The sequence below is a fragment of the Halobacteriovorax sp. CON-3 genome (genome assembly GCF_043196995.1).
Taxonomy (GTDB): Bacteria; Bdellovibrionota; Bacteriovoracia; order Bacteriovoracales; family Bacteriovoracaceae; genus Halobacteriovorax_A.
This window is the reverse complement of the sequence record NZ_JBEBNA010000001.1, coordinates 192,775-219,355: the sequence shown is the minus strand read 5'-3', so window position 1 is coordinate 219,355 and position 26,581 is coordinate 192,775. Positions and strand designations below refer to the sequence as shown.

Sequence of the window (26,581 nt, the reverse complement as noted above, 5' to 3'; positions counted from 1 at the left end):
TTAGCTGAGGACTTTAGTCGTTATTTCAATGGTTTAAGAACGTTAATAAATCTTATGAATTAATTTAGTTATAAAAAATTATCGGTGGCACTAAAATAAGGACATATTGTTTATAGATTTAAGAGCAACTTTGCGATTTTAATTGATACGGAAATCAAGACAAGGAAATCAACATGAAGGCACTCATCATTGACGACAAAAGAACAATATCAGAATCATTAAAGTCACTTATTGCAAGTAGTGGCTACTTCGCAAATGTGTCAATGGCCTCAAATGGTCTCGATGCCTGCAAAATGATAAGAGACGATAATTATGATCTTATCGTCATTGACCTAAACCTACCGGAAATGGGTGGCCAAGAAGTCCTTCAGTATATCGAGCAGCTCTACGGCGTAAATAGCATGGAAGGAAAGAGGAAGGAGAACTACCCTCATATTATGCTAATCTCTGGCGATATTGACGTTGAAAAAATTCATGATGCTTCCAAGTTAAATGTAGAGGAAGTCCTAACCAAGCCTTTTAACGTTCAGGACTTTAATCATAAGCTCTATTCAATTCTTGAAAATTTAAATGGTGAGATTATCGCTGCTTAGTTTTCTTTAATGCCTTAAAATCAAGAACGATATTTCCATCCTTCACATTCATCTTCACAGATGTTGAATCAAGGCCAGCACGTATTTGAACCGACTGTGTAAAAGATGATTTTGAAATACCATTTGGCGACTTGATAACTTTTTGGCCTTTAATAATGACAAGTCCTTCTTTAACTTCAATATTGACCTCATCGTCCTTAGATACTTTGATAACAAGTGTGTCAGCATCCTGCCAAAAGTATTCAACCATATTGACGTGACGATTGAAGCGATCAGGCAGACCTTGGATCTGTCCCATCTTCTGCATTCTCTCAAACATCTTTTGTATTTCAGAATCAAAGCTATCACCTGCCTGCATCTGCTTCATCATTTCATCACGCATCTGCATGATCTGATCAACAAGCGGATCATTACCTTGGCCATAACTTACAGCTGAGAGTGTAAAAAATGTGATAAAAATTAGCTTCTTCATATCTATAAAATCTTATCATAATTTTAATAAGTTAGACACATTCAGAGCAAAAATCCCACCACATTCACAATGCATCACAGCATTCAGAAACCAACAAATTCTTACATTAAGGCCCAAATCAAAAAAAGACTTTTACATAGTGTAAAAAATTCAGAAAAATCATATCTACGCTAAACCAGAAAAAGAATTGGCAAATCAATAATATACTTTTCAGGGAGGACTGATTTGAAAAAAGGAATTTTAGCTCTACTACTTGCATGTGTATCGACTTTTTCTTTCGCATGTGACGAGCACGGAACAACAGGAATCGTAGAAGACAACAACCTATGGATTCCTTCAAATGTTAAAAGTATCAACACAATTTCTGAAGGTGAATTCAATGAAATCATCGATAAGATTGAAGCGATCTATGCACCAATTATCGCTGCTAAAGGTAAGACTTTAGAAATCGAAAGAAAATGGGAAGATGGAACTGTAAACGCATACGCTCAGCAAATTGGTAACACTTGGCGTGTTAGTATGTTTGGTGGTCTAGCAAGACACGAAACAATTACTAGAGACGGATTTGCATCTGTTGTATGTCACGAGCTTGGTCACCACCTAGGTGGAGCACCAAAGAAAGCAAGCTGGTGGGGATCTTCTTGGGCTTCAAACGAAGGTCAAGCTGATTACTTCGCAACTTCTAAGTGTCTAAGAAAGTTTATGGAAAATGACGACAACGCTTCAATCATGAGCGAAGTTAAAGTTCCAGCTGTAGCAGTTAAGAACTGTGAGACAAACTTTGTTAACGAAAATGAATATGCAATGTGTTTAAGAGGTTCAATGGCAGGTATGTCACTAGCTAACCTTTTCAGAGCACTAAGAAACATGACAACTGAGCTTAAGTTTGACACTCCAGACCCAGCTGTAGTTTCTAAAACTAATGACAATCACCCAGCACCACAGTGTCGTCTAGATACTTACTTCCAAGGTGCTCTATGTACTGTTGACGCTTACACAGATGTAGATCAAAATGATGCTAACATCGGTACTTGTAACAGAACTGAGAACTTCACAACTGGACTAAGACCACTATGTTGGTTCAAGCCTGGTCAAGCTGTAGTTGAAGCACAATAATTTGAATAAAATTATGACTAAATAAAAGGGCCCGCAAGATGCGGGCCCTTCTTATTTCTGGACTATTTTTAAAGATTAGTCTTTCTTACGATCTTTCTTCGAACGAGTCTCAAGATCACCATTGAATACTTTAAGTTGATTGATGTAATCCTTGTATCCAAATGTTGAGTCATATAAAGCCTCTAACTCTTGGGCCAGTACTTTATATGTTTCTTTTGCTTCTTCATTAAGCTTTCCAGCGGCTGCTGAGGCCTTATATTCTTTTTGAAGAGCACCGATCATTGTGTTAGCAACTTTTGCGTTGTTATCCCAATCAGTTTTAATTTCTCTTTCAGTAGCAGTTAAGATGATAGAGATTAATGTTTCAACTCTATCTTCTTTGTATCCATCATCACCAAAGTTAGTTGTTGAGTTCGTTAGGATTGAGTTGAAGTAATCTGCAACTGCTTTATCAAAGTTCACGCTTGCACCAGATGCTCTACGTGAATTCATAACTCTTCCACCAACTTTTGATGTTGCATTACCAGAAAGCCCATTTTGGATGATAAATAATGGATCAACTCCTGTTACACGAACAGGAACTCTCTTTGATTCACCAGCTTTTAGAGCTGAAGCAGTAGCTGCATAAGTCTTACCATCGTTCATTGCCACAGAGATATCAACTGAAGCTGAAGTTTCTGAGTTTGATGGGTTCTTAACTGTAACGTATACTGTTGCATCCCCACTGTTTACAGAGTTGATACGAGTTTCTGCTTGATATACTGGAGCAACATCAAGGATCTCGATTCTCTTAGAGTCAGTACTCTTAAGCTCATAAACCTTTTTGATATCGCTTCCGTCGATACTAACAGTTAAGTATGCTGTATCAAATACGCTTAGGTTATTTGAAAGCTTACCTTGAGCACTTGCAGACTTGTGAGTAAAGTTCAGTGAAGCTGGTGCCGTTACATATTCAGAGCGAGCTGAACCTGATTCAAAAGATGAAGAATCAAGAGAAACTTTGATATTTCCAGACTTAAGACCAAGGTTTCTTAAACCAAGAACAGACTTAAGTGACTCACCTCTTGTAAAGATTCCATTTCCATCCCCTGATAGATCAAAACCTGTAATCTCAACCATTGGATTATTTACGAAGTACTCGAAATTCTTATTCCAAGAGGAAACAAATAGGTTTTCATATTCTTTAGCAAATGAAGTTGCAGATTGTGCCTTATAAACTTCATCATATGCTTGTTGTTTTGCAAGATCACGAGCAACGATTAGACCTACTGCCTTACCAGAGTCTTCACCAAGGTTACGTGCCATTGTATGCGTTGATACGAACGCCTTACCAAAGTGTTCTTTAGCAAGATTTCTATATGACTCAGAGAATGCATCTGCGTAAACATTCTTTAGGTCTTGTGCAGATTTTCCAGAAACTGTACGGTAGCGTGTTTCAAAGATTGGACGGTTTAAATCATCAACTTCCTCATAAACATATTGTCCGTTGGCGTCTTTCTTAGGCTCCTTTTCCCCAGTCGGTTGTCCATTGGCGTCAAGAACATCAACTTCAACGATGACTCTTTTTTGGTGGTAACCAATTTTATACTGGTAGGCTTCCTTAACATCTTGAATATTACGATAAGCAATTGCCTCTTGCTCATCTGATGCCTTGAACTTATTCCATGCACGAGATGTTGACTTCCAACCATAATCTTTAAAATTATACTCTCCGTAAGCAGAGAAGAGATCCCACATTGAAACAGTGTGAAGACCTTTATCGAATAAAATAGGAGTTGAAGAACACTTATCAGCTAGGCTTGATCTAAGACCAAATTGTCTAGCGACTGCACGAGCATGAATTCTCTTTCCGATTGCAGATGAAGAAGAAACCCATCCAGCATTGATAACATCATTAAAAGATCCACCTTTACCATCTCTTGAGTAACCATCATCGAAACCTTCAAAGCGAGGTACTTTTAACACATCTGAATAATCTCTTGAAGGAGCTGTCACAGTTTGTGAAGCATCATCTCTAACATTATCTCTGAAGCGAGAAATGATTTCCGACTCAGTTGAGTAACGAGAGTCTTGTGCTGCCTTATTCTTACCAAGAGCTACTGCGTTTTCAATTGTTACACCTTTTAGTGCACGTTGCTCATCTCTAAGGATATCCACTGAAGGATTTGAAGTCATGTTGAATCCACGGTAAAGACCTTGTTGGTAACCATCAACACAACCAAGGTGAGTCCCTTCTCCAGCTGCGTATACAGCGGCCATACGCTGAGCAGACTGAACTCCACGCTCACACATTTGAGTATGTTCTTTATCCATATTTGGATCATCATAGACTTTCTTACAAACAGTCTTTGAGATATTACTTAGGTTCTCTGGAGTATAAATCCCATCCAGAGAAATCCCTTCAATTGATGAATTGTAATAACCAGCGATTACTGCTGGAGCTTGCGACATTAGAAATGCAGCAACTAGAAGTTTTTGTTTTTTGTTGTTCATTCTCTTCTCTCCTTTTCGTTCTTACTTTGTTTCAAAATTAATAACGTCATAGTTCAGATTTAATTCGTTATCCATTATATTTTTCTTAATTAATTCATTTAGTGTCTTCTTCGCGTGATTACTAATTGCAATATTTTGCGAGTTTAAATCTCTTAAGACCTGCTCTTTTAAATGATGAGCATTCACATAGTGTGGGTACTTAAGTTTTCTACGCTCAACCTCACAAATGACATCTGTCTTATATGAGTCATAGAGGTTATCCGGCGTCTGTAGTCCTTCTGGTGGATAGATAATTTGAATAAGATTTCTTACAATTGGAATTTGATTCCAATTTGAAGTAATCACATTACCAAATGCCCAGTTTACAAAATCCGAACACACACCTAGTTTTCCATAATCTTCTTTATTCTCGACCTTCTTTAAGGCCTTCTCTTTTCGACGAGTCATCTTCTTTGCACTCTTCTCATTCACTCTTAGCCAAGCAAAGTTCGTGCGGTAATCGTCATAAGTATCACAACCATCTGAGTGACACTTTCGATACCCTTTTTTGATCTCAACAAATGGAGGCATCTTATCTTCTTCATCCTTACCCCAGTTAAAGCTTAGAGGGTAAAATCCCATTGTATTGATACGAGTATCTCTTTCTATTTCTGTAATAATCTCAGCGTGTCTAAACTCAAGGCTGCGATCATTAAATTTTAAAAATTCAATAAGCTTGATCGCTCCAGAAGTACGAGGACTAAAATCTTCGAAAAGATCAATATCGCTTTCGATCGATCTTCTCAAAAGAATATTCCCAGGCCCTCCAAGTAGAGAGCATGCCTGTGTTGCGCGATAAAACTTATACTCAGTCTCTTTAAGCCCAAGTGTTGGATCTTGTTTTGTTACAACTAATTTACTATTTAGGTCTTTCGCCTCTAAAGAAAATAAGTTGAATGCCTTGTATACACGAGATAGGAGGATGCGAGCGCTTTTTGTATTGGTCTTTGTAAGATTTACTAACTGTCTAGTCTCTGACATAAGCTGTGTAAGCTTTATAAACTTGGCCTCATCGTTAATATCAAAGTCTTCAAGCATATCTTCTACTTTTTCAAAAATCTTTCTATGCTTTAGGTAATCATAAGATGACCTAGTATAGCGCTCGTGACGACGATCATGATTGGACATATGATTGCGTCTAATAAATTGAGATAAGTGATCAATCATTTTTGTCATTGAAATTTCTAATTCATCTTGAGCATCATAGAAGTCTGCTAGTAGCTCCTCTTTTTGCGCAATAAACTCTTGTTGCTTCTGATAGGTCTTTGCAACATTTTTTAACGAGCGTGAAACTTGGACATAAATATCTTCTTCTTTTAAGTAATCAACAAGAGCAAGGGCACTTGCGGAAATTTGTGAAACAAGGATCTTACGAGATGAAGGTAATTTGTCATGGCCTTTGGTTTTTACAAAAATAGGTATTAGGCCATCAAGGTACTTAATGAATTCTTGAGTTTCTTTATAAGCAAGCTCATCTGAGTACTCACCATTCTTATCACGACCTAATTGGCCCTTCTTTAAAACTCTCTTATGAAACTTTCTAATGGCCGTATGAATATTTTCAAATTGATAATACGCAGAAGTGTACTCATCTCGACGAAACTCAGAGTGGTTAACTCTGGACATATTTCTTAGGCGTGAAAGAACTTTTGACGAGGCCCTTTTCATGGAAAGAATTTCGCGGTGAAACTCTGTTGTAGGCGAGGCCACAATCAAGAGATTGAGTAAAAGAATAGAGACAAACTTTAATAAAGTCGTTTTCTTTAGGTATAGCATGGCAATTAATATGCAAAGCTAGTGCCACTACTTATGATTAAATTATAAGCATTTAGAGAATGGAAAGTGTTCACTATTTAGACATACAGCTATTTAGTGAACATCAAAATAAAAAAAGACCTCGCAATGCGAGGCCTCTTCTAAATCGTATTACTCGTAATATTGTTGTTCTGGTTCCCCAACCATTTCTTTACTTAATTAGACCAATTTCTCTAAGACGTTGGTTTAGGAAATCACCTGCCGTGATATCTTCCCACTTCTTACCTTCACCGATACAGCTTTCTAGGCATGCTAGAGATGCTTTTGAGTGTGGGTGGACAAAGTATGGCATTGAGTATCTTTCTTCACCAGAGTTATCTGGATTAATTACTCTGTGAGTAGTTGCAGGAAGTACGTTATTTGTAAGTCTTGCCATCATATCCCCAGAATCAACAACAAGTTGTCCTGGTTTAGAATCTACGTCTAGCCAAGTTCCATCGCGGTCTAGCAGCTGTAGTCCAGATGATGTTGCACCAACAAGCATTGTGATTAAGTTGATATCCTCATGAGCACCTGCTCTGATTGAATTTGTTGTATCGTGACCAGTTGTTGGTGGATAATGGATCGTTCTTAAAATTGAATTTCCATCATTAACCATCTCTTCAAAGAAACCTGCAGGAACATCTAGTCCCTTACCGATTGCCTCTAAAAGAATATTTGCCGTAGCATCCATTGATTCGTAAAGAGAAAGGAATTTCTCTTTGAATCCTGGTACTTCTGCCGGCCAAATATTTTCAGGGTAAATACCTTTATACTGTGAAGTTGCTGCAAGCTCGCGCCCTACGTGCCAGAACTCTTTTAAGTCTGGGTGCTTGCTATCTTTTGCGTGCTCCATTCCAAATGGAGTGTAACCACGTTGACCACCATTTTGACCTTGGTAGTTTAGTTTTGTTTCTACAGGTAGAGAAAAGAACTTCTTAACCATATCGTAGGCTTCATCAACTTTATTCTGATCAACCGTGTGGTTATCAAGAATAATAAAACCGTACTCTTTAAGGCCATACATTAATTCGTCCACAAATTTAATCTGCTCAGCAGTTGAGCCTTGAGTGTAAGAAGTTAGGCTTAATTCAGGAACCTTTCTTTCATTATTATTTGCTGTACTCATAATGACTCTCCATTGTTCAAGTCGGATTAATTAAGTTGATAAAAATTAATTACAGCTCGAATAAATTAAAGTCAATAATGCTAGCTATAAGCTTAAGCTAATACAGTTTGTAATTACAGATAGATAGAGCGTAAATTTTAGAAATTAGATAGTAAGGATACAATAATTATCCCTTAAAAATGGCGCTACCAACGCGAATACAGTCGCTGCCAAGTTCAAGGGCATCGTCCATATCACCACTCATGCCCATTGATAATTTTAAGTCCTTATCAATAGCGTCACGAATATCCACTAATTTTTGAAAGCTTAAACGAGGAGCTAGGCCATCAGCAGCGGCCATGGTCATTAGGCCCACGATTCGAATATTGGCCATATCCTTGGCCTGGTTAATGAAGTCTCTAACTGATTCAAGCTCCCAGAGTCCACCCTTTTGCTCTTCACCACTTGTGTTGACTTGAATATAGAAGTCACAAGGGGAATTAAGTTTTTCATTAAAAAGACGCATATGCTTTAAGTTATCAAGGGACTGAACACTTTTAAGATTTGGAACTTGGCAAATCTTTGCAATCTTATTTGATTGAATATGCCCAATAAAGTGCCATCTAATATCACCAAGGCCAAGCTCAAGCGCTCTTTGGGCCTTAGGCATAAGAGACTCAACACGATTCTCGCCAAAGTCTCGATGGCCTAGGTCATAGACTGTTTTTATATCTTCAAATTCACTATACTTGGTTACGGCCAAGAGCTTATTCTTGTCCCCTACTTGCGCGAGAATTTTTTGATAATTTTCAGAGATCATTCTTCAGATTTATTTTCTTTTTTCTTAAAACTTACAGTCACTTCATAGTCTTCAAGAATTGATTCAACGATTGTTTTCGGATCGACGTTCTTTAAGTAACTACGAAGCTCTTCACGAACAGAAACAACAAAGTCTTCTTTGGTTTTCTTGGCATTAGTTACAAGCCCAGAAACAATATCTTTAGGAAGTGGTAGATCTTCTAAGACTTTCTTAACTGATTCCTCAGTCATAAAAGCTGCCCCAATACCAATTGAGACAACTTTCTTTATCGTATCACCTAAAATTCCATCTGATTTATCTGTTTTCTTAGACTCGCTCATGATTGACTCACAGACCTTTTGCACGCTCGTAGAAGCTTTTCATCATTGATGGTAGAGAAGTTTCAGTTAACTTATTTACAATCATCTTAGATCCAGGAATAAAGCCCTTCACTTCAATCTCTAAGCTATAAGTTACCTCTGTCTTTCCATCACCAAGATCCTTTAGATCCCAGCCACCATCATTTATCTTAAAAAGATCACCTTTCTTGAATCTCCAAGCAACCTTGCTTGGCCTACTCATTTCCATATCGAGGTGATAATTTAATTTTTTTATCATATCAATTGAATATTCAACAACACCACTTTCATCAGTCATATCATGAACCTTGATATCATTAACACCTAGTACGAATTCTGGGTATGATTCAAAGTCAACAATAACGTCATATAGTTTATTAATATCAATATCAAAAACTTCAGTGCGGCTTGCCTTGGCCATAATCAACTTCCTTGTATGTAATCAAATAATTAGTAGCGTGGTTTTGTATCAAAACGATGTTCAGCAGTAATCCTTCTAATAGTTCCCGACTGACTTCTCATAACGATTGATTCAGTCACAGCACCCCATGACTTGAACTTAACACCATTTAGGAAACTTCCATCTGTTACACCAGTTGCACAGAACATAACATTACCAGAAGCTAGCTCATCAATTGTGTAGATCTTATTAATATCGTCAATTCCCATTGTTTTAGCACGTGCAATTTCCTCATCATTTCTTGGCTTAAGTCTTCCTTGGAAGTCTCCACCAATACAACGAAGTGCTGCGGCAGCAATAACACCTTCAGGAGCACCACCTGTACCAAAAAGAATATCAATACCGCTATCTGGCTCTGAACAAGCAATAGCAGCTGAAACATCACCATCACCAATAAGCTGAATACGAGCACCAGCATCTCTTACTTGTCTAATCAATTCTTCGTGGCGTGGACGATCGAGAATCACGGCAGTTAAGTCTTGAATGCGACATTTTTTTGCTTCTGCTAATCTCTTCAAATTTTCAGCAGGAGTATCGTCAATATTAATAAGTCCCTTTCCTTCAGGACCTACTGCGATTTTTTCCATATATGTATCAGGAGCGTTTAGAAAGTTACCTTTTTCAGCAATGGCCATTACAGCAATTGAGTTCCAACCACCGTTTGCACAAACTGTTGTTCCCTCAAGTGGATCAAGGGCGATATCAAGCTCAGGCCCATTACCAGAACCAACTTTTTCACCGATGTAGAGCATTGGAGCTTCATCGCGCTCACCTTCACCGATAACAACTGTAGCGTCGCAATCAACAGAGTCAAGCATCGTTCTCATCGCATCGACGGCCGCCTGATCTGCAGCCTTTTCGTCACCACGTCCCATTAGCCTAGCTGAGCTAATAGCGGCCATTTCAGTTACTCTTACAAATTCCAAAGCGAGGTTTCTATTCATTATCAATCCTTTTAATTCAAAACATTTAGCTTTATTTTAAGGAGTTAAACTTCAATTGAAAAGCATCGTTTTGAAATAAATAATTTAATCTAACTAATAAGCAGTTTAGTGGAAATTAACCAATAACCTTTCGCGTTAGAAACTCAAGATCTCCTTCAGAAATAAGATTCTTTGGAACATGTGCAACAAGCTCACGAGCAAAGTCTAAACGGTCTTGATCAACTGGAGTATCAATTAAGAACTCGAATTCTTCTTCATGAGTCAACGGCTTATCAGAACTTCTTACATTGAGAACTTTCCCAGTTTGAATCCCTTCACCATCAGTCCACTCAAGAATAGAATCCATCATAAGAATTTGGATCTTAGAGATTTCGCCGTCTCTATGATGCCAAATAAAGATTTCAAATGGCCCATCACAACGCAGCCATGTCTTAAGCCCACCAGGTAGCTCAAGCTGCTCGTCATATTCGTGAATCGGTCTAAGATTTTTCGACACATTTGCTATTGAAAGAAAATTTAATAAGGTTTTATCGAAGATATCATCTTTAATGAATTCAATCCCAAGATTGTCTTTTTCAACTCTTTTTACTTGGCATTTTACTTTTACTTTTTGGTCATACCAATGGATCTCACCAGAGAACTTTTCATCCATCTGAGCACCCAGATCACCATCACTTAGCGTTAGGCTCATTCCACCATATGAAATATCTCGAACTTGATAATTTTTTGAATTATCTTCTCTTTTAAAAACTAAGTAACTGAACGGAAAACGTGGAAACACACGCTTTTCAATAGATTGGTGACCTGTCTTAATAAGATTGAGATGCTTTTTCATAACTCGAGTTATCCTTTTATTCGATTTAAGTAATTTATGTTAATTATTATAGACGTTTATGGGCCGAAGGTTTAAAGTTTAATAAATAGGAAAAATCTTCATTGAGTAAATATGTCAGAAAAAAATACGCAAAATACAGTCTCACAAAAAGAAATCCTCAGCGAATGGGAAATCGATAATCTACCAAATCGCCTCACAATCTTTCGTGTCGCACTTATTCCAGTCATTTGTCTGACTCTTTACCTCTGTTTATTCGAAGAAAATATTTTTAAGGCCACAGTAAAAACACTTGGCTATATTGCAGCTTGGACATTTGTCTTGGCCTCGGTAACGGACTTCTTTGATGGTTATATTGCCCGAAAAAGAAATATCGTTACTGTCTTTGGTTCGTTTCTTGACCCAATTGCTGATAAATTCCTCGTTGTTTCATCTCTTATTCTTTTACAGGCCCTTGATCGCGTCAACGTGATTGTTGTCATTGTTCTAGTTCTGCGTGAAATGTATATGACGGCCCTTCGTTTACTAGCGATGGAAAAAGGTCTTAAAGTAAGTGTTAACCAACTTGGTAAATGGAAGACAACATTTCAAATGATGGCCATTCCAATGCTAATGGCCTGGGATAAACCATTTGGCTTTTCTTTTCCTCTAGTGGGAACAATACTCATTTACCTTTCATTCGTCTTTTCAGTCTTCTCGGCCCTCGTCTATACCTTTGGCCTTTTTAAGAAAATTTCAGAAGTCAGAAAAGAGCGAAAACAAAAGTGAAGGATTAATTATCATGGAAGATAGCTTAAAAGAAATTATTATCACTGTCTCAGGACAAGACCGCCCTGGTATTACTGCAAGCCTGATGAAGGTAATCAGCGAAAATAAAACTGATATAACAGATATCAACCAGGCCATCACCCATAATTTACTTTCGCTTTCTTTTGTTATCAAAGTAGGAAAAGAAAAAAGTGAAAATCAAAATGTTTTAAAGGAACTACTCTTTACGGCCCACGAGATGGGACTCAAGCTTGAGTACTCAATTGTCGGAAAAGAGACAACTTATAAAACACCATACAATAGCTTTATTCTTAACTGTGTCGCACCTAAGAAAATTTCAGCAGACTTCATCTCAGATGTTGCTCAATGCTTGGCCATCAACGGGATCAATATTTATCGCATTGATAATGTATCGAAAGAAGGTTTTAACTCTCTTGAAGTCCTAACAGATGTTCCAGAGAAAGTGGCCTTAAATAAAGTAAAATCTGATCTACTTAATATAAGTAATGATCATCATACGGATATTGCCTTTATCCGTGATGACGTCTATAGAAGATCAAAGAGACTCATCGTCTTTGATATGGACTCAACTCTTATTCAGGCCGAAGTTATTGATGAACTTGCCAAGGTTCACGGAATAGGGGCCAAGGTTTCAGAGATCACTGAAAGGGCCATGAACGGTGAAATCGATTTTAATCAATCACTAATAGAAAGAGTCTCACACCTTAAAGGCCTAAGTGAGAAAACTCTCCAAGACATCTCACTTAATCTTCCCCTCACTGATGGTGTTGAAGACTTTATTCGAACAGTGAAGAAATATGGTTACAAAGTTGCTGTCATCTCGGGTGGCTTCACTTACTTTGCTAACCACCTAAAAGAAAAACTAGACCTAGACTACGCCTTTGCCAACGAATTAGAAATTGAAGGCGGAGAACTTACAGGACGTGTAAAGGGTACAATCATCAATGCCGACCAGAAGGCCGTTCTTGTGAACCTAATTGCACAGCAAGAAAATATCTCACTTGAACAGGTTGTTGCTATTGGAGACGGTGCTAATGATCTGCCTATGCTAGCACAGGCCGGATTGGGAATAGCCTTCCACGCCAAAGACATCGTGCGCAAAAATGCTCAAAACCATATGAGCCATGGCCCAATGACGTCAATTCTATACTTTTTAGGTATCCCTGGAGCTGAGTCAAAACAATAAGTATTGTCGTCATTAAGTAAATTCTTGGTGAACAAGTTAACAAAAGCTTAATTTTTCATTGGCGGGCCAAGACTAATTTGATAAAAAGCTCTTATGCGTGAAATGTTACAATCAAAAATTCACAAGGCCGTGGTTACACAGGCCGACCTAAACTATATTGGCTCAATCACTATTGATGAAGAGTTACTTGAGTTAGTTGATTTATGGCCAGGACAAAAAGTTCTTATCGTCTCTAATACAAATGGAGCACGTCTTGAAACTTATGTCATCAAAGGCGAGCGTGGTTCGGGAGAAATCTGCTTAAATGGAGCAGCGGCCCACCTTATTAATGTAGGCCACGAAGTCATCATCATCGGCTTTCAAATGACTGATCAAAAAGATATCAGACCAAAACAAATCTTAGTCGATAAGAATAATAAGTTTATTCAATATCTCTAAATTTTAAAAGCTTATGCTACAATAGTGGCATGTTGATCAAGCTAAGTAAGAAGCAGGATACTTTCGAGGCCAGCAAGGATATTGCTCAATATTCGACACTAGAGACACTTGAATTCTCTGCTAAACATACATGCCATATTATCATCGACTGCGGTGAACTTACTGCTTTAAAGAAGCTCTATATCTATGCAGATGGAGCACATGGGCAGTGCCGGCTAACTCTCAAAAACGCTCAAGATCTTGAAGTTCTAAAACTTAAAGGCATTAGTGACTCCCATGAATTAAGTGCAAGTCATCTTCAAAGCTTAAAGATTCTTCAACTAGCAAATTGTAATCTTAAAACAATTCCAAATTGGTGTTGTGAACAAAGAGCTCTTGAGTCTCTTGAGTTACAAAATAATCAATTAGAAGCTCTTCCAAATGAATTTGAATGGCTTACGGGGCTTAGGCGACTTAATATCGACAATAATCAATTTCAAGAAGTCCCAAGAGTCCTAGCAAACTTAGAAAATCTCCACCATCTGTCATGTGATCACAATAAGATTACAGATGAGAATCTCTATCATTTTAAGAAATTAAAAAATAGCTAAACTTCTGGCCTTATTCGACTTGAGGCCTTACGAATACGATCGATTAGAGTTTCTAAAAGATTTCGAAACCACTTAGGCTGCTTACTGAGGTAGGTTTCAAACTTTACCGAAGGAATAACAATAAGCTTAGAGTTTGTCAGGGCCTTAATCGTCGCACAACGAGGTCCGCCATCAAAGAAGCTCATCTCACCAACTAACTCTCCAGGAAAGATCGTTCCAATCTTAACTTCCTGATCGTTTCTGACCTTAAAGACACCTAGAGTACCTTCTTCAAGAATATAAACTTCAGTGCTCTCATCACCTTCACGAATTAGATACTGGTCAGCATTTATGAATAAATTTGTTGGACTGCTCATCGTTAAAACCTCAACCTACACCTTTATTTTTTCGTTAGTTGATCGCAGCCTATCGGCCAGGGTCTTCATCATACTCTGTAACCACTTAGGCCTTGATTCAATAAACTCATTAAATTTCTGCGCATCAAAAATCTCAAGTTCACAATCCGTAATGGCCTTCACCGTAGCACAACGCTCTCTCTTATCAAGAAAGCTTACTTCACCAACGAATTCGCCACTGTAGATCGTTCCAATTTGCTTATCTTTCCCCTCGACTTTCTTAAAAACCGCAAGAGTTCCCTCTTTAAGCAGATACATACAATTACTTTCTTCGCCTTCATTGATGATGGCCTCACCAGGAATAATATGAATTGTTTCTCTCATTTCAACTCCGAGTATTTAAACAAAGAGAATACGATGACATTCCTCGACAAATTCACTCTGCTGTTCAGTTAACTTAAGATCAACTCTAGTTAAATAATAATCCTTGTCGACAATTAGATCAATCAAAGAAGGATTTTCTGGCACACAAGCAATGACTTTGGCGTATTTTGCCGTAACCAAGTAATCCCCGCACTTGAAAGAGAATTTAGGTGTTGCCCCATATACCCACTCCCAACTCATATTGGCCTGAATCTTCTCCATCAGAGAGTCGGTTACGCAGATATCTTGTTCAGTTAATTCAAATGAGTCACATCTTGAATCGTAATTCGCTTCAAAAGAGCTCATGATAGAGTCAACAATTTCAGACTCGCTGATATCACTTTTAACTTCTTTTAAGTTTATCACCTTTGAAGGAACAGACTTGACACCCATAGCTGCTTCGGCCGTGAGCTTAGAGCGCAGGAGATCATTTAACTGATTCAAATTAGCGTCAATAAGAAGTGTGCCATGGTGAAGGGCACTATGCTTTGTTTCTTTAAAGGCACAACCTGAAATCTTATAATCCACATCGTTATGAAGGAGCCTAAGGTCATGGCGTTCATTCTCAAAAGCATTTATCCCTAAAGACTTAAGCCCACTAACTACAATGGATGCATTTATGGATTTATCATAAGAGGACTTTGGACTAATGAATGAGTAATTCATATTTCCTAGATCGTGATAGACACATCCACCACCACTTTGCCTTCTAACCAGATTAATTCCCAACTCTCTGATCTTTTTAACCTGACACTCTAGCCATGGGTTTTGAAACTTTCCCATGACAATACTTGGGGCGCTTTTCCAGAGAATGAGAATTTGCTCCTGACTATTTTCTGATTGATGCTTGCGAAAGAGATAATCTTCAAACGCCAAATTAACATAAGGGTTTGTTGAGTGAATATAATAGAATTTAATTGAATGAGAGTTCATGTGCTGAATTTATCATTCCTCACTTAATCGTTGAGTAATGCTAGAGTCAAGCTCACTTACATCAAATTCCTTAAGTGCACGCGTTGATTTTCGACAAAGCTTAAGCTTCTCAAGTAGTCCTTTGCTTTGATCAGGAAAGGAATCATCTTGAAGTTCAATTTCTTCAATCGTTTGCTCTAATGGTGCACAACCATTTTTTAAGATAACAAAAGAAAGGTATTTTGATATAGGAAGCTCTTTCACATTAGTTCGAGAACTTATATTAGAGATATATTCTTTACTTTGCTCCTTAAGAGAATCTAACTGACGAGATAACTCTAGTTCAGAACTCATTAGAGGACGAGCAAAAGTATTAGAAGTAAAAAATGTTATAAAAAGGGCAAAGATTGAAGTTAATTTCACTAGGCCCATCGAGTCTATTGCTTTCATATGTAATTCCTTTTACATAGCAGCTATTTTGACTCAATTTGTCTTATTTGGCAACGACTTAGCAAATTTTAACACTTCTTCAAAATTGGTTGCCAAATACTTCACTCCATCAAGAGGATAGCGATTCTTAAGATGAATCGTTTCAAGAAGTGGGAAATTTAGTTGATCACTAACTTTATCCCCTACCATATACGATTTTTTAAGATCGACAGCAAAATCAAAACACGCCTCAAGAAGCATACCTGGATGAGGTTTTCTTAAAAGAGAGTGGTACTTATACTGCCCAACACCCTTGGTAAACTCAAATGGAGCGATATAGAAAGCATCGATTAAATGGTGAAGAGATTCATTTAAAGCAGCGTTAAATACTTCAACATCAGTATACTCAAACATCCCCTTTGAGACACCCGACTGATTCGTAAGAACAATTTTAAGTCTTTTCTTATTATAGTCATCTAAGAGGAATTCATAGGCTCCCGCAACGAGTTCTAACTCAGACGTCTTATGAACATATGAATGATCGATATTTAAAACACCATCGCGATCCAAGAATAGGGCCTCTTTATAATCATCTTCGCTAAAGTAGCGATTTAAAACCGGCATGACTTCTTTTGTAAAATTAGGCATTCCAACTGGATCGATTTGATCAATATAAAAAACTCCTCCCGCACTATAGTAATCAGCACAAACAGAAATATCTCTCACTTCAGGGAAGAATTTTTCACATGCTTCAAGCTCATCACTATTGAGATTTAACTTAGACAGATAGTAGTATTCACAATTTCCAGTCTTTGGCATCTGATAGAGATTAAAAAGGTCAGGCTTAACACTACTTTTGGTCGTAATTAAGAGAACAGTTTTTCCATCATTCAAGAATCCTCTCAATTGAGAATCTCCATGAAACTCATGAATTTCAAATTTACTAGTGCCACCAAAGCATTTTTTAATTTCTTCTAGGTCTCTTTGGCATAGAACGATATCAAACATATTAATCCTTTTTGTAATCAAATTTCATCGAACAATTGATCTTATACGATGGGGCCGTAAATTTATTCATGGGCTTTACACGAATCTGTAATTTATCCTTTTCAATTTCAATATTAAAAGATGATATCTCAGGATTAAGCTCACAGATAGAAATCTTAGCGGCCTGGGCATAATTAACAACATGACAAAAGTCTAACTTATATGTGTTGTGCTTATAAAAACAAATCCCTTGAACAACATCTTTATTACCAAGGCCCATAAGAGGCAATAAGGACGCAATAAACTTATCCTTATCTTTTTCAAGCAGTCCCGTAAATATATTATGATAGTGTTTAATAAGGCTTCGATAAAGCTCAAATAAATCCTCACGGTCTGCACCTTCCAACTCTCCTGGAAGTTGAGTCATTTCCCACTGTGAATCAAAGCGTCCACAATATTCTAAATCATAACGTTCATAGAGCTTCTTATTAAAATGAGAAAACTCTTGATCAATATATTCATTTAAAGTGTGTTGAGTAAAATCAATATCAGAATATGACTTAAAGTACTTTTGAAAAATACTCTTGGCCCCGGCCGACTTTGTTGTAATATTGGCCCCACTCTTAACGAGTTTTAAACTAATAGGAATAATACGAGTTTCGTCATTGTAGAGAACCTGGGCAACAATATCTGCTTCATGTAATTGGGACTTAATAAGGTGATCACTCAATTTTCCGACAACTGTAATATTCGTGATACTTCCCTTGATATTTTCATTAATCGAGCGGGCCATCTCTCTTGCAAGCTTTGGTAACTCTTCCAATAGAGTACGGGCATGAAGCCTCAACCAACTCTCATATTCACGCATCATTTTTAAAAGTTCATGATCAATATTCTTAAGAAAATTAGCTTCAATCTTATTTAAAACAGAAATCTCTTTAGCAACGAGAAACTCAAAGAGGTTACCTTTGATCTCATTCTTCAAAGCTTCAAGTTGGGTACGGTTATGAATTTCTTTGAAATTATTAATGAATTGGTTCTTGCCAGAGCTTTTCGACACTTAATTTCCTTAACTCGATATCACGTAAAAAAATATCATTTTTTTTGTGGCCAAGTGAGTTTCTCTTTATTATTCTTTCTTCAATAAATGTATCTCAACACTACTGGAATGTCATGATTGGATTTCCATCTATTCTAGAAGGAATAGAAGATTTAAACCGCGAGCAAGTTGAGCAACTCCTCCACCGCGCCCAGGAACTTAAATTAGGTTCCCCGGCCAGACTTCCCCTTAAAAGAAAAATTTCAGTCGCAACATCTTTTCTTGAGAATTCTACTAGAACAAAATTATCATTTGAAATGGCCATCAAAAAGCTTGAAGGAATTCATATCAATTTTGACGCTGAGAAATCATCACTAAAAAAAGGTGAATCTCTGGAGCAGACACTACTAACTCTCTTCTATCAAGGAATTGATATTTGTATTGTACGCACGACAGAAACAAGACTACTGGAACAATTTAAGGACTACCCACCGATTAAAATCATTAATGGTGGTGATGGAACAAACCAACACCCGACACAGGCACTCTTGGACCTATTTACTCTCAAAGAATACTTCAAAGGTGAGCTGGCCGCAAAGAAGATCTGTATTGTTGGTGACTGCACACACTCAAGAGTAACTCACTCCCTGATGGACCTGTTACCATTATTTGGAATGCAGATAACTCTTTGTGGGCCTAAAGAATTTATGCCATCACACCTACCTTCAAGTGACCTTATCAAAGTAAGTGATGATCTTGAAGGAACCTTAAAAAACTCAGATGCAATTTATCTGCTTAGAATTCAAAATGAACGACATGAAGAAAGTTTTGATATGTCGACATATAACCAACAGTGGGGAATCAATGTTGAGCGCCTCATAAGAGTTGGTAAGGAAGCTGGAAAGGTTCCACCTATCTTCCACCCTGGACCTGCCAATATTGGGATTGAAGTTGATAGTGAAATTATTAATTCAGATTTATGGATGGCCCATAAACAAGTAGAAAATTCCATTTATATTCGCATGGCAATTATCGAGGCCATGATAACTAATGGCGACACTAAAATCGGTGCTCGTTATAATAAAATCTCTGCACTAAAAGGACTGACGGAAAATGACGAAAGCAAATTTAGATAGGCATGCACTCCTATCTCAATCTCAAGAATTACTCTTTCAAAAATCTCTTAAAACGACTCCTATTTTCCTTCATTTTCCAGATCAAACAATTTTCAAAGCCTATATAAATCTCCAGCAAAACGATCATCGTCTACAAGATGGTATTTTTGGAGAAGCGGCCTTTACGACAGGAATGACTGGTTATCAAGAAACGGCCACAGACCCATCATTTCTTGGTCAACATATTATCTACACAACGGCCCATGTCGGAAATTATGAGTTTAACGAAGAAGTCTCTCAAGGCTTAAACTCAAACAAACCTTACGCAGCTAGTTTAATCGCAAGAAATTTCTCATATAATAAATTCCTAGAAAATTGTGATCTGCCCCTAATAAGTGATGTGGACACAAGAGCTCTTACTAAGTATCTATCTTGTAAATCCAAGGATCACCGTTGCCTCATCACAACATCTGAACAAGCGCCCGACTTTTCAATATATAAACTTGAATGTAACGATCTTTCAAAAGTGTCATCTCAAGAGAAGAAGATTATCACTAGTGGAGACAATCCGATTGTTGTCATCGACTACGGTATCAAGAAGGCCATTGTTAATTACTTAAAAGATTTAGGATACCCACTTGTGGTTGTCCCACATCATACGCCAGCACATGAAGTTGAGGATTATAGACCAAGGATGGTCTTTTTATCTAATGGGCCAGGTGACCCAAAGCTCTACACTAGTGAAATAGAAACGGTAAAAGAGCTCTTAAAAACTGATATTCCAATTCGAGGAATTTGTCTTGGCCACCAATTAATTGGCCTGGCCTGTAAAATGGAAACAATCAAGCTACCTTTTGGCCAACGAGGAGCAAATCACCCAGTCTATTCACACTATAACCAAGATCTACTTATCACGAGTCAAAATCATGGTTATGCAATTGAAAAGGATTCATTTGATCAAAAGAGACTAGAAAACGAATTTGGACTAAAACTATTTTGTGAATATACTTCCCTATTTGATCGTTCACTTGAGGGACTAAGAAGTTATGACTCAAGAATCAGAAGTGTTCAATTTCATCCGGAATCAAACCCTGGGCCGAAAGACGCAGCAATCTTTTTTAGCGAGATCAAAGACTTTCTAAAAACTGGTGCTAAAAAGATAACAACTGAAGAAATAAAAGAGCTTCCAAAATATCATGAAGGAAAACTAAACTCTCCATATAAGAAGATCCTTCTAATTGGTTCAGGCCCAATTAAAATTGGCCAAGCTTCAGAGTTTGATTACAGTGGAACCCAGGCCCTGAAGTCTCTTAGAGAATTAGGTTTTGAGGTTGTTCTTCTAAACTCAAACCCTGCCACAATCATGACAGATAAGGATATGAGTCACCGTACTTATATTGAACCAATCACAAAAGAGACGATTAAAAAGATTATCGCAAAAGAAAAAGTTGACGCCGTTCTTTCCACAATGGGAGGGCAAACAGCACTCAATATGTGTATTGATCTAGAAAAGGAAAACTTTCTAAAAGATAATGGTGTTGCACTCTTAGGTGCAAATATTGACACAATTGAGAAAACAGAAGATCGTGAATTGTTTGCAAAAGAGCTCGATAAACTAGGTTATAAATCAGGAAAGAGATTTAGTGCCAAAAGCTTTGATCACGCACTAGAACTAGCTGATGACCAAGTTAAATTCCCACTTATTATCAGACGAGATTTTGCACTCGGTGGAAAAGGTGCGGCCCTTGTTCATAACCTTGATGAGCTTGCCCAAACCCTTTCTTCTAGTGATATTAAATTTCCAATTACAATGGAGAAGTCCCTGCTAGGTTGGAAAGAGCTAGAACTCGAAGTTATGGTAGATAAGAATCGCTGTGGTGTTGTGATCTGTTCGATCGAAAACGTTGATCCTTGTGGGATCCACACAGGAGACTCAATTACAGTTGCGCCAGCACAAACAATCTCAGACCATTGCTACCAACAACTAAGAACAATGTCTCTTAATATTGCCAAGCATATGAATGTTGTGGCCGGAGGGGCCAACGTTCAATTTGCCGTTAACCCGAAAGATGAAAATGATATTGTTGTCATTGAGATGAACCCTCGTGTGTCTCGCTCTTCGGCCCTTGCCTCGAAGGCCACGGGCTACCCTATTGCTAAAATCTCAGCAGGACTTGCTGTAGGCTTAACTCTTTTTGAGATCCTAAATGATATCACACGTATCTCACCGGTGGCATTTGAGCCGACACTCGATTATGTGGCAATTAAGATTCCAATCTTTCCATTTAATAAATTCCCTTCAAGCTCTCAAATCTTAGGCCCACAAATGCGCTCTGTCGGTGAAGTTCTGGCCCTTGGAGGAAGCTTTAACGAATCCTTCATGAAAGCACTAAGAGCAACAGAGCAAGGACTTGAGATCCCAAGCTTAGAGCAGCTCAAGACAACACCATACCCTATTACTGAAGAATATCTTCTTGAAAGATTAAAGAACCAAAGAGAGTTATCACTTCTAACTGTTTTAGAAGCATTAAGATTTGGTATTACACCAGAAAAAATTCACGAAGTAAGTGCAATCACACCTTGGTTCATCGACCAAATGGTTTGTTTTCTCGATAAGGAATTAAAACTAAGACAAGATACCCAAATCTTGGAAAACAACGACGAACTCTATGAATTAAAAAAGCAAGGCTTCTCAGACAAGTACCTTGCCCTTTTATCAGGTCAAAGCCAAGAACAAATTTTAGATAAGAGAATCTCTGCCGGAATTAGGCCAGTTTTTAAAGCAGTAGACACATGCTCTGGTGAGTTTAATGCCCTAACACCATACTTCTACTCAACTTATACACAATTTAATGATGTCCAAAGAATCGAAGAAGAAAGTTGTGCAATCTTTGGCTCAGGCCCTAACCGCATTGGTCAAGGGATTGAATTTGACTACTCATGTGTAAAAAGCGCGATGGAATTAAAAGAGCAAGGGATTAAATCGATACTTCTTAACTCAAATCCAGAAACTGTTTCAACAGATTATGACAGCTCTGACAGACTGTACTTAACACCACTTTTCTCAGAAGATCTTTACGAGATTCTAGCTTTTGAGAATCCAAATCATGTCATCACATCTTTTAGTGGCCAAACTGGAATTAATATCCGCGCCCACCTAGAGGCCCCTTTTAGAACAAAGCACCAAGAGTTTAACTTCTTAGGGCCAAGCCTTGAACTATTAGACACTGTTGAAGATCGTAAAAGATTTGATCTTCTTACGAAGGAAATTGATCTTGCCCACACAACTTCAAAAGAAGTTAGGGGGTATAAGAACCTTATTAATACCATCACTGAAATTGGCTACCCAGTTATCATAAGACCTAGTTATGTCATTGGTGGAGAGAGTATGTTTATCTTTGAAGGCCCTGCAGATATTGAAAACCTTCCACAAGAAACTCTTAAGTCACTTCATGAAAATACAATCGCATTTCAGGTTGAAAACTATATCTCAAATGCACTTGAGTACGATGTGGATCTTATTCGAGACAAAGCTGGAAATACTGTCTTTACCATCTGCGAGCATATTGAATATGCAGGTGTTCACTCAGGGGATTCTGGAATGATCTCTCCTCCAGTGAAGGCCCGCCCAGAGATTGTAGAAAAAATGAGAAAGCTTGCAACAGATATGGCCAACACAATGGAAATCACAGGCCCTATTAATTTTCAATTTGCACTTAAAAGTGACGAAATCTACTGTATCGAGGCCAACCCAAGAGGTTCGAGAACAATTCCATTCCTATCAAAGGCCTATGATGTCAATCTTGCTGCCATTGCTACGAAGGCCTTACTTGGTAAAGAAATCGAAAATCATCACAATTTTGAAAGTGAATATAAAATCATTAAACAATCAACATTCCCATTTGATCGTTTTGTTCAAGACTCAATTATCCTTGGCCCAAAAATGAGATCAACTGGAGAAACACTTGGTATCGATAAGAATCGAGACCTTGCTATGATAAAGTCATATCTTGGCAACTACCCAGACCTTCTCAATAAGAAGTCTGTTCTCCTATCATTAGCAAGAAAAGATGATGAGCAACTCATTCAAAATATTAAAGAGCTAAACTCTTTAGGCTTTAAGTTTTTTGCCACAAAAGGTACCTATCATTTCCTCAAGCAGGAATGTGCAATTAAGGCGACACTCGTTGATAAGTTGGCCGATGATGCAAATAATATTGGAATGCTTGAGGCCATTAAAAATGACGATCTTGCCATGGTACTTAACACACCTCTAAACCAAGGGCGATCTCAATCAGATGGAGAATTTATCAGAAATACGGCAATTCAATATGCGGTTCCTTGTTTTACAAGAATTGAAAATATCAATGCCGTTTGTAAGGCCATCATTGCGGCCCATTCAAAGCAGTCGACACCAGTAAGCCTACAGGAGATGACAAATGGATAAAACATTTGTTGCCCTTGACGGTATGACGAGACAAGAGGTTTTCGGCCTCTTGTCAGATTATCCACAAATCAAGAATGTTAAAGTTGGCCTAGAATTATTTCTTCGCTACGGTAGAGATTTTGTTAAAGAATTATCACACAAGTATCAAGTTCAAATTTTTCTCGATCTTAAACTTCATGATATTCCAACAACCGTTGCTAAGGCATGTGCAACACTAGAGGGCCTAAATATACGCTTCCTTACAGTTCATGCAACTGGTGGAGCAAAAATGCTTGAACTTGCCCAAGAGAGTATTTCAAAGGCCGTTGCTAATTGTGAAATCTTGGCCGTAACAATTCTTACATCCCACAACGAAGATGACATTGAAGGAATTTGGGGCCGCACTCATAAAGAAGCACTAACGAGCTTACTAAATGAAGTTGCAGCATCTAGCGTAAGAGGAATTGTATGTTCTGGTGCGGACCTAGAGATTGTAAAAGAATTTGAAGAAAAAGCTTCGCTGAATTTTACCAAGGTATGCCCAGGGATTAGGTTAGGTCGCGATCATGACGATCAAGTGAGAGTCATGACACCTCAAGCGGCCATGGATGCAGGCGCAAACTTTCTCGTCGTCGGAAGACCTATTACTAAGAATCCAGAGGTTTTACGAGAAAACCTCTTTCCTTAACATGATATGTAATTACATTTCCCAATAACTTTCTTCTAGACTTTGCTCCTTAACCGGAAGGTTATGTGAGAGTCTAGGAGACTTCTGCTTTAGAACTTCATAACTCGTGCGATTTGCATACTTACATAATTGGTGAATTGAAGAATACGTTAGATACTTGCCATCGTGCTTAATTGAATGAGGTAGTAGTTTTTGGTGATAAACATTTGCCGCAATATCATGCAAGATTGCAGAAAGTGCTGCATCTCCGGCACCATTTGTATTTTCAATATTCTCAGGTCCTCCCATAAATGGATTGATATGAGAATAAATCTTAACTGGCCCACTACAATCAGCTTTTAACTGAGAGCGAGAGTATTCAAATCTATTATAATTTTCAATCGACTTAGAATGAAGCTTATCCTTTGTCTCACGGGCCTTTGTTTCACATGCCCAAGAAGCAATATAGAGTCCTCTTTCCCCATCTGTAATAAGTGCTAAATCGGTATAGTCTAAAATCTCCTCTCCAATAAGTAGCGGATCATCCATACCAAGTAATGCCTGGGCCTCATCACGATTCATCGCTAAGACATTCACATTTTCTCTAATGAAGTTTTTGAAGAATTCCGTATCACTTTCTATAAGAGAGCTTGTTCCAAGAGCAAAAACAACTGGTATGTCATTTTCTTTAGCAATACTTACGGCCTTAAGAGTTGCTTTATAAAGAGGAGCATTACGATCTCTTAAAAGGAATGCTGTCACTAGCAAGGCGCTTGAGTTTTTTATGAGGTCATCAGGTATAAACTCTTCTGTTAGTTGATTCATGATCCCCTTTCCAATAGCAAAGGTTCTCTCTTTATCTGGAGTAATCAAACACATTGCTCTAGCCATCTGGCCGGCACATGGCTGGAGGTAGCTAAAATCAACTTTAGAAGAAGTACTGCAGATATATTTAAAGGCGTAGTCACCTACCTTTATCGTTTCACAAATTGTTCCAAGTGCAAAAGACTGATCATCAGACAATACCGAGTAATTGTGTAAAGTATTACCAACCGCTCCTCCTGCGTACTGACCAAGTATTCGGCCTTCTTCATACGAGCGTTGATAAAGGTCTTCAACATCCTTATCAGATAGTACATAAGACTCGCCTGCCTTAAGGCCAAATTCTTCTAATAGTTCAAATGAAGCATCAATTTCAATATCAACAAGAAGCTGATCGATGCCAACAATATAAACATTTTCTTTGCGGTTAAAATCTGTCTCAAAAGAAAGTCGACCCTTGGCGCTTACTGGAAAGTAATGCTTTGATCTTCTCTTACCTGGAAATCTCATAAATAATCCTAAACTAATGTAGTCAAAAATTCTATTTTGATTATAATAGATATATGAAAAAACTTTTAGTGTTAATTTTTTCTCTTACTCAATTAAGTACTCTCGCCTATCGTTATGCCGTGACAAAATCACGACAAACAATTGTCTACGCTGACGTTAACCTTTCGGCCCCAATTGGCTACATTCGCAGTGGGAGAAAAATTAAAGTCGGAGACAATGACCTAAAACAAGGGACGATTGTACCACTAGTTGTCTCAGGAAAGATTGCATATGTTAGGACTAATGATATAAGTTACTCGGTTTCGGGAACAAAACTCGAGCATGTTCCTGAAGTTACAGATCACGATGTGAAGACAATATTCACAAATGATGCCCAAAGACTAAAAGAAAATAGTTTCATCTCTCTCGATTACGCAAGATTTGAGGCCGGTACGGAATGGGACGACTTTCAGGCAAAATACGCCAATGAAACTTCTCCCGCCTTTAATCGTTTTAATCTAGCGATCGAATATCGTGACCCTAAACATCGTCATGGCTTCAAAATAACACTTGGCTACCTAACTGCTTCTGCAACATACAGTAGCATCAACAGTGTTCTGGGAGAGCTTCAATATCAGTATCGTTTGATTAATCGCAACAGCTTTGTTGCAGAAGGTTTTGCTGGCCTGATTCTAACGGGTGATTTTGAACAAGAAAACTTTGGCGAGAAGGCAACTGGAATGGCCTATGGATATAATATTGGTGGGCGTATTCGATTTGCACCATATTCAAGGGTTGGCTTTTATGGCCAGGCAGGACTAACGGCCCTTTACACAAGCTCAATGGATAATTTGGTTACAGAAACTGTTTCTTCAATTGGAGGTGTGTCAATTGGAGCAGGGATAAGCTTTCGCCTCTAGCTCAA

Annotated in this window: 26 protein-coding genes; 10 read left to right on the top strand and 16 right to left on the bottom strand. The window is 38.0% G+C overall.

Going from position 1 to position 26,581, the window contains the following annotated elements:
* Positions 1–173: 173 nt before the first annotated feature.
* Positions 174–593 (top strand): response regulator, encoded by a 420-nt coding sequence (locus ABMA72_RS01045; protein WP_392860538.1) that lies wholly within the window; start codon positions 174–176, stop codon positions 591–593.
* On the opposite strand, the gene ABMA72_RS01040 is transcribed toward ABMA72_RS01045, so the two are convergent.
* Positions 580–1,065 carry an Hsp20/alpha crystallin family protein gene (locus ABMA72_RS01040; protein ID WP_392860536.1) on the bottom strand — a complete coding sequence of 162 codons (486 nt, stop codon included), beginning with the start codon at positions 1,063–1,065 and terminating at the stop codon, positions 580–582. The two genes, ABMA72_RS01045 and ABMA72_RS01040, sit on opposite strands and share 14 nt — an antisense overlap.
* Positions 1,066–1,290: 225 nt before the next feature.
* Between ABMA72_RS01040 and ABMA72_RS01035 the strand changes: the two genes are divergently transcribed.
* On the top strand, positions 1,291–2,181 hold the full coding sequence (locus ABMA72_RS01035; protein WP_392860534.1) for a hypothetical protein: 891 nt from the start codon (positions 1,291–1,293) through the stop codon (positions 2,179–2,181).
* 75 nt (positions 2,182–2,256) lie between these two features.
* Here ABMA72_RS01035 and ABMA72_RS01030 read toward each other — a convergent pair whose 3' ends face one another.
* From ABMA72_RS01030 to ABMA72_RS00995, 8 genes are all read right to left on the bottom strand, one after another.
* The gene (locus ABMA72_RS01030) at positions 2,257–4,674 is read right to left on the bottom strand and encodes a hypothetical protein (RefSeq protein WP_393055513.1); all 2,418 of its coding nucleotides are present in this window, start codon (positions 4,672–4,674) and stop codon (positions 2,257–2,259) included.
* A 21-nt stretch (positions 4,675–4,695) separates the two neighbouring features.
* Positions 4,696–6,381 carry a hypothetical protein gene (locus tag ABMA72_RS01025; RefSeq protein ID WP_393055510.1) on the bottom strand — a complete coding sequence of 562 codons (1,686 nt, stop codon included), beginning with the start codon at positions 6,379–6,381 and terminating at the stop codon, positions 4,696–4,698.
* 298 nt (positions 6,382–6,679) lie between these two features.
* Complete coding sequence (locus tag ABMA72_RS01020) at positions 6,680–7,636, bottom strand: isopenicillin N synthase family dioxygenase (protein ID WP_392860531.1); 957 nt, start codon at positions 7,634–7,636, stop codon at positions 6,680–6,682.
* A 166-nt stretch (positions 7,637–7,802) separates the two neighbouring features.
* Complete coding sequence (locus ABMA72_RS01015) at positions 7,803–8,435, bottom strand: YggS family pyridoxal phosphate-dependent enzyme (RefSeq protein ID WP_393055507.1); 633 nt, start codon at positions 8,433–8,435, stop codon at positions 7,803–7,805.
* Positions 8,432–8,755: a hypothetical protein gene (locus tag ABMA72_RS01010; protein ID WP_021267294.1), complete on the bottom strand. Its 324-nt coding sequence runs from the start codon at positions 8,753–8,755 to the stop codon at positions 8,432–8,434. The genes ABMA72_RS01015 and ABMA72_RS01010 overlap by 4 nt, the downstream gene beginning before the upstream one ends.
* Positions 8,756–8,762: 7 nt before the next feature.
* Complete coding sequence (locus ABMA72_RS01005; protein ID WP_392860529.1) at positions 8,763–9,194, bottom strand: type II toxin-antitoxin system RatA family toxin; 432 nt, start codon at positions 9,192–9,194, stop codon at positions 8,763–8,765.
* 29 nt (positions 9,195–9,223) lie between these two features.
* A complete protein-coding gene (glpX, locus tag ABMA72_RS01000) occupies positions 9,224–10,177 on the bottom strand; it encodes a class II fructose-bisphosphatase (protein ID WP_392860527.1) in 954 nt (317 codons plus the stop codon).
* A 115-nt stretch (positions 10,178–10,292) separates the two neighbouring features.
* Positions 10,293–11,012: a PilZ domain-containing protein gene (locus tag ABMA72_RS00995; protein ID WP_393055504.1), complete on the bottom strand. Its 720-nt coding sequence runs from the start codon at positions 11,010–11,012 to the stop codon at positions 10,293–10,295.
* A gap of 111 nt (positions 11,013–11,123) precedes the next feature.
* On the opposite strand from ABMA72_RS00995, the gene pgsA reads away from it, so the two are divergent.
* From pgsA to ABMA72_RS00975, 4 genes are all read left to right on the top strand, one after another.
* Positions 11,124–11,777 (top strand): CDP-diacylglycerol--glycerol-3-phosphate 3-phosphatidyltransferase, encoded by a 654-nt coding sequence (pgsA, locus tag ABMA72_RS00990; RefSeq protein ID WP_392860525.1) that lies wholly within the window; start codon positions 11,124–11,126, stop codon positions 11,775–11,777.
* Positions 11,778–11,790: 13 nt separating this feature from the next.
* Complete coding sequence (gene serB / locus ABMA72_RS00985; RefSeq protein WP_393055501.1) at positions 11,791–12,984, top strand: phosphoserine phosphatase SerB; 1,194 nt, start codon at positions 11,791–11,793, stop codon at positions 12,982–12,984.
* 93 nt (positions 12,985–13,077) lie between these two features.
* Positions 13,078–13,422, top strand: coding sequence for an aspartate 1-decarboxylase (gene panD / locus ABMA72_RS00980; RefSeq protein ID WP_021267374.1), 345 nt, complete (start codon positions 13,078–13,080; stop codon positions 13,420–13,422).
* A 29-nt stretch (positions 13,423–13,451) separates the two neighbouring features.
* Positions 13,452–14,012: a leucine-rich repeat domain-containing protein gene (locus ABMA72_RS00975; RefSeq protein ID WP_393055498.1), complete on the top strand. Its 561-nt coding sequence runs from the start codon at positions 13,452–13,454 to the stop codon at positions 14,010–14,012.
* On the opposite strand, the gene ABMA72_RS00970 is transcribed toward ABMA72_RS00975, so the two are convergent.
* Genes ABMA72_RS00970 through ABMA72_RS00945 form a run of 6 tightly spaced genes read right to left on the bottom strand, consistent with a single transcriptional unit; the run spans position 14,009 to position 18,158 of the window.
* A complete protein-coding gene (locus ABMA72_RS00970) occupies positions 14,009–14,368 on the bottom strand; it encodes a Crp/Fnr family transcriptional regulator (protein WP_392860521.1) in 360 nt (119 codons plus the stop codon). The genes ABMA72_RS00975 and ABMA72_RS00970 overlap by 4 nt on opposite strands.
* Before the next feature lie 15 nt (positions 14,369–14,383).
* The gene (locus tag ABMA72_RS00965) at positions 14,384–14,731 is read right to left on the bottom strand and encodes a Crp/Fnr family transcriptional regulator (RefSeq protein ID WP_392860519.1); all 348 of its coding nucleotides are present in this window, start codon (positions 14,729–14,731) and stop codon (positions 14,384–14,386) included.
* 15 nt (positions 14,732–14,746) lie between these two features.
* Complete coding sequence (locus tag ABMA72_RS00960; protein WP_392860517.1) at positions 14,747–15,703, bottom strand: lipoate--protein ligase; 957 nt, start codon at positions 15,701–15,703, stop codon at positions 14,747–14,749.
* Positions 15,704–15,715: 12 nt separating this feature from the next.
* On the bottom strand, positions 15,716–16,132 hold the full coding sequence (locus ABMA72_RS00955; RefSeq protein WP_392860516.1) for a hypothetical protein: 417 nt from the start codon (positions 16,130–16,132) through the stop codon (positions 15,716–15,718).
* Positions 16,133–16,165: 33 nt separating this feature from the next.
* Complete coding sequence (locus ABMA72_RS00950) at positions 16,166–17,119, bottom strand: HAD-IIIA family hydrolase (protein ID WP_392860514.1); 954 nt, start codon at positions 17,117–17,119, stop codon at positions 16,166–16,168.
* Position 17,120: 1 nt separating this feature from the next.
* Positions 17,121–18,158, bottom strand: a complete 1,038-nt coding sequence (locus ABMA72_RS00945; RefSeq protein ID WP_392860512.1) for a hypothetical protein — start codon at positions 18,156–18,158, stop codon at positions 17,121–17,123.
* A gap of 113 nt (positions 18,159–18,271) precedes the next feature.
* Between ABMA72_RS00945 and ABMA72_RS00940 the strand changes: the two genes are divergently transcribed.
* Genes ABMA72_RS00940 through pyrF form a run of 3 tightly spaced genes read left to right on the top strand, consistent with a single transcriptional unit; the run spans position 18,272 to position 24,366 of the window.
* Entirely contained in the window at positions 18,272–19,273 is a 1,002-nt protein-coding gene (locus tag ABMA72_RS00940; RefSeq protein ID WP_392990111.1) for an aspartate carbamoyltransferase catalytic subunit, read from the top strand.
* Positions 19,251–23,699, top strand: coding sequence for a carbamoyl-phosphate synthase large subunit (carB, locus tag ABMA72_RS00935; RefSeq protein WP_393055495.1), 4,449 nt, complete (start codon positions 19,251–19,253; stop codon positions 23,697–23,699). Before ABMA72_RS00940 ends, carB begins: the two co-directional genes overlap by 23 nt.
* Positions 23,692–24,366 (top strand): orotidine-5'-phosphate decarboxylase, encoded by a 675-nt coding sequence (pyrF, locus tag ABMA72_RS00930; RefSeq protein ID WP_393055492.1) that lies wholly within the window; start codon positions 23,692–23,694, stop codon positions 24,364–24,366. The genes carB and pyrF overlap by 8 nt, the downstream gene beginning before the upstream one ends.
* A gap of 12 nt (positions 24,367–24,378) precedes the next feature.
* Here the strand turns inward: pyrF and ABMA72_RS00925 are convergent, their stop codons facing one another.
* Positions 24,379–25,677: an inosine/guanosine kinase gene (locus tag ABMA72_RS00925; protein WP_393055489.1), complete on the bottom strand. Its 1,299-nt coding sequence runs from the start codon at positions 25,675–25,677 to the stop codon at positions 24,379–24,381.
* 53 nt (positions 25,678–25,730) lie between these two features.
* Here ABMA72_RS00925 and ABMA72_RS00920 point away from each other — a divergent pair, with 53 nt between their 5' ends.
* A complete protein-coding gene (locus ABMA72_RS00920) occupies positions 25,731–26,576 on the top strand; it encodes a hypothetical protein (protein ID WP_392860504.1) in 846 nt (281 codons plus the stop codon).
* Positions 26,577–26,581 lie beyond the last annotated feature (5 nt).

Bases quoted from the DNA above. Each gene is read 5' to 3' on its own strand.
- ABMA72_RS01045 (WP_392860538.1), top strand. From the start codon at position 174: ATGAAGGCACTCATCATTGACGACAAAAGAACAATATCAGAATCATTA.
- ABMA72_RS01040 (WP_392860536.1), bottom strand. From the start codon at position 1,065: ATGAAGAAGCTAATTTTTATCACATTTTTTACACTCTCAGCTGTAAGT.
- ABMA72_RS01030 (WP_393055513.1), bottom strand. From the start codon at position 4,674: ATGAACAACAAAAAACAAAAACTTCTAGTTGCTGCATTTCTAATGTCG.
- ABMA72_RS01025 (WP_393055510.1), bottom strand. From the start codon at position 6,381: ATGAAAAGGGCCTCGTCAAAAGTTCTTTCACGCCTAAGAAATATGTCC.
- ABMA72_RS01020 (WP_392860531.1), bottom strand. From the start codon at position 7,636: ATGAGTACAGCAAATAATAATGAAAGAAAGGTTCCTGAATTAAGCCTA.
- ABMA72_RS01015 (WP_393055507.1), bottom strand. From the start codon at position 8,435: ATGATCTCTGAAAATTATCAAAAAATTCTCGCGCAAGTAGGGGACAAG.
- ABMA72_RS01010 (WP_021267294.1), bottom strand. From the start codon at position 8,755: ATGAGCGAGTCTAAGAAAACAGATAAATCAGATGGAATTTTAGGTGAT.
- ABMA72_RS01005 (WP_392860529.1), bottom strand. From the start codon at position 9,194: ATGGCCAAGGCAAGCCGCACTGAAGTTTTTGATATTGATATTAATAAA.
- glpX (WP_392860527.1), bottom strand. From the start codon at position 10,177: ATGAATAGAAACCTCGCTTTGGAATTTGTAAGAGTAACTGAAATGGCC.
- ABMA72_RS00995 (WP_393055504.1), bottom strand. From the start codon at position 11,012: ATGAAAAAGCATCTCAATCTTATTAAGACAGGTCACCAATCTATTGAA.
- pgsA (WP_392860525.1), top strand. From the start codon at position 11,124: ATGTCAGAAAAAAATACGCAAAATACAGTCTCACAAAAAGAAATCCTC.
- serB (WP_393055501.1), top strand. From the start codon at position 11,791: ATGGAAGATAGCTTAAAAGAAATTATTATCACTGTCTCAGGACAAGAC.
- panD (WP_021267374.1), top strand. From the start codon at position 13,078: ATGCGTGAAATGTTACAATCAAAAATTCACAAGGCCGTGGTTACACAG.
- ABMA72_RS00975 (WP_393055498.1), top strand. From the start codon at position 13,452: ATGTTGATCAAGCTAAGTAAGAAGCAGGATACTTTCGAGGCCAGCAAG.
- ABMA72_RS00970 (WP_392860521.1), bottom strand. From the start codon at position 14,368: ATGAGCAGTCCAACAAATTTATTCATAAATGCTGACCAGTATCTAATT.
- ABMA72_RS00965 (WP_392860519.1), bottom strand. From the start codon at position 14,731: ATGAGAGAAACAATTCATATTATTCCTGGTGAGGCCATCATCAATGAA.
- ABMA72_RS00960 (WP_392860517.1), bottom strand. From the start codon at position 15,703: ATGAACTCTCATTCAATTAAATTCTATTATATTCACTCAACAAACCCT.
- ABMA72_RS00955 (WP_392860516.1), bottom strand. From the start codon at position 16,132: ATGAAAGCAATAGACTCGATGGGCCTAGTGAAATTAACTTCAATCTTT.
- ABMA72_RS00950 (WP_392860514.1), bottom strand. From the start codon at position 17,119: ATGTTTGATATCGTTCTATGCCAAAGAGACCTAGAAGAAATTAAAAAA.
- ABMA72_RS00940 (WP_392990111.1), top strand. From the start codon at position 18,272: ATGATTGGATTTCCATCTATTCTAGAAGGAATAGAAGATTTAAACCGC.
- carB (WP_393055495.1), top strand. From the start codon at position 19,251: ATGACGAAAGCAAATTTAGATAGGCATGCACTCCTATCTCAATCTCAA.
- pyrF (WP_393055492.1), top strand. From the start codon at position 23,692: ATGGATAAAACATTTGTTGCCCTTGACGGTATGACGAGACAAGAGGTT.
- ABMA72_RS00925 (WP_393055489.1), bottom strand. From the start codon at position 25,677: ATGAGATTTCCAGGTAAGAGAAGATCAAAGCATTACTTTCCAGTAAGC.
- ABMA72_RS00920 (WP_392860504.1), top strand. From the start codon at position 25,731: ATGAAAAAACTTTTAGTGTTAATTTTTTCTCTTACTCAATTAAGTACT.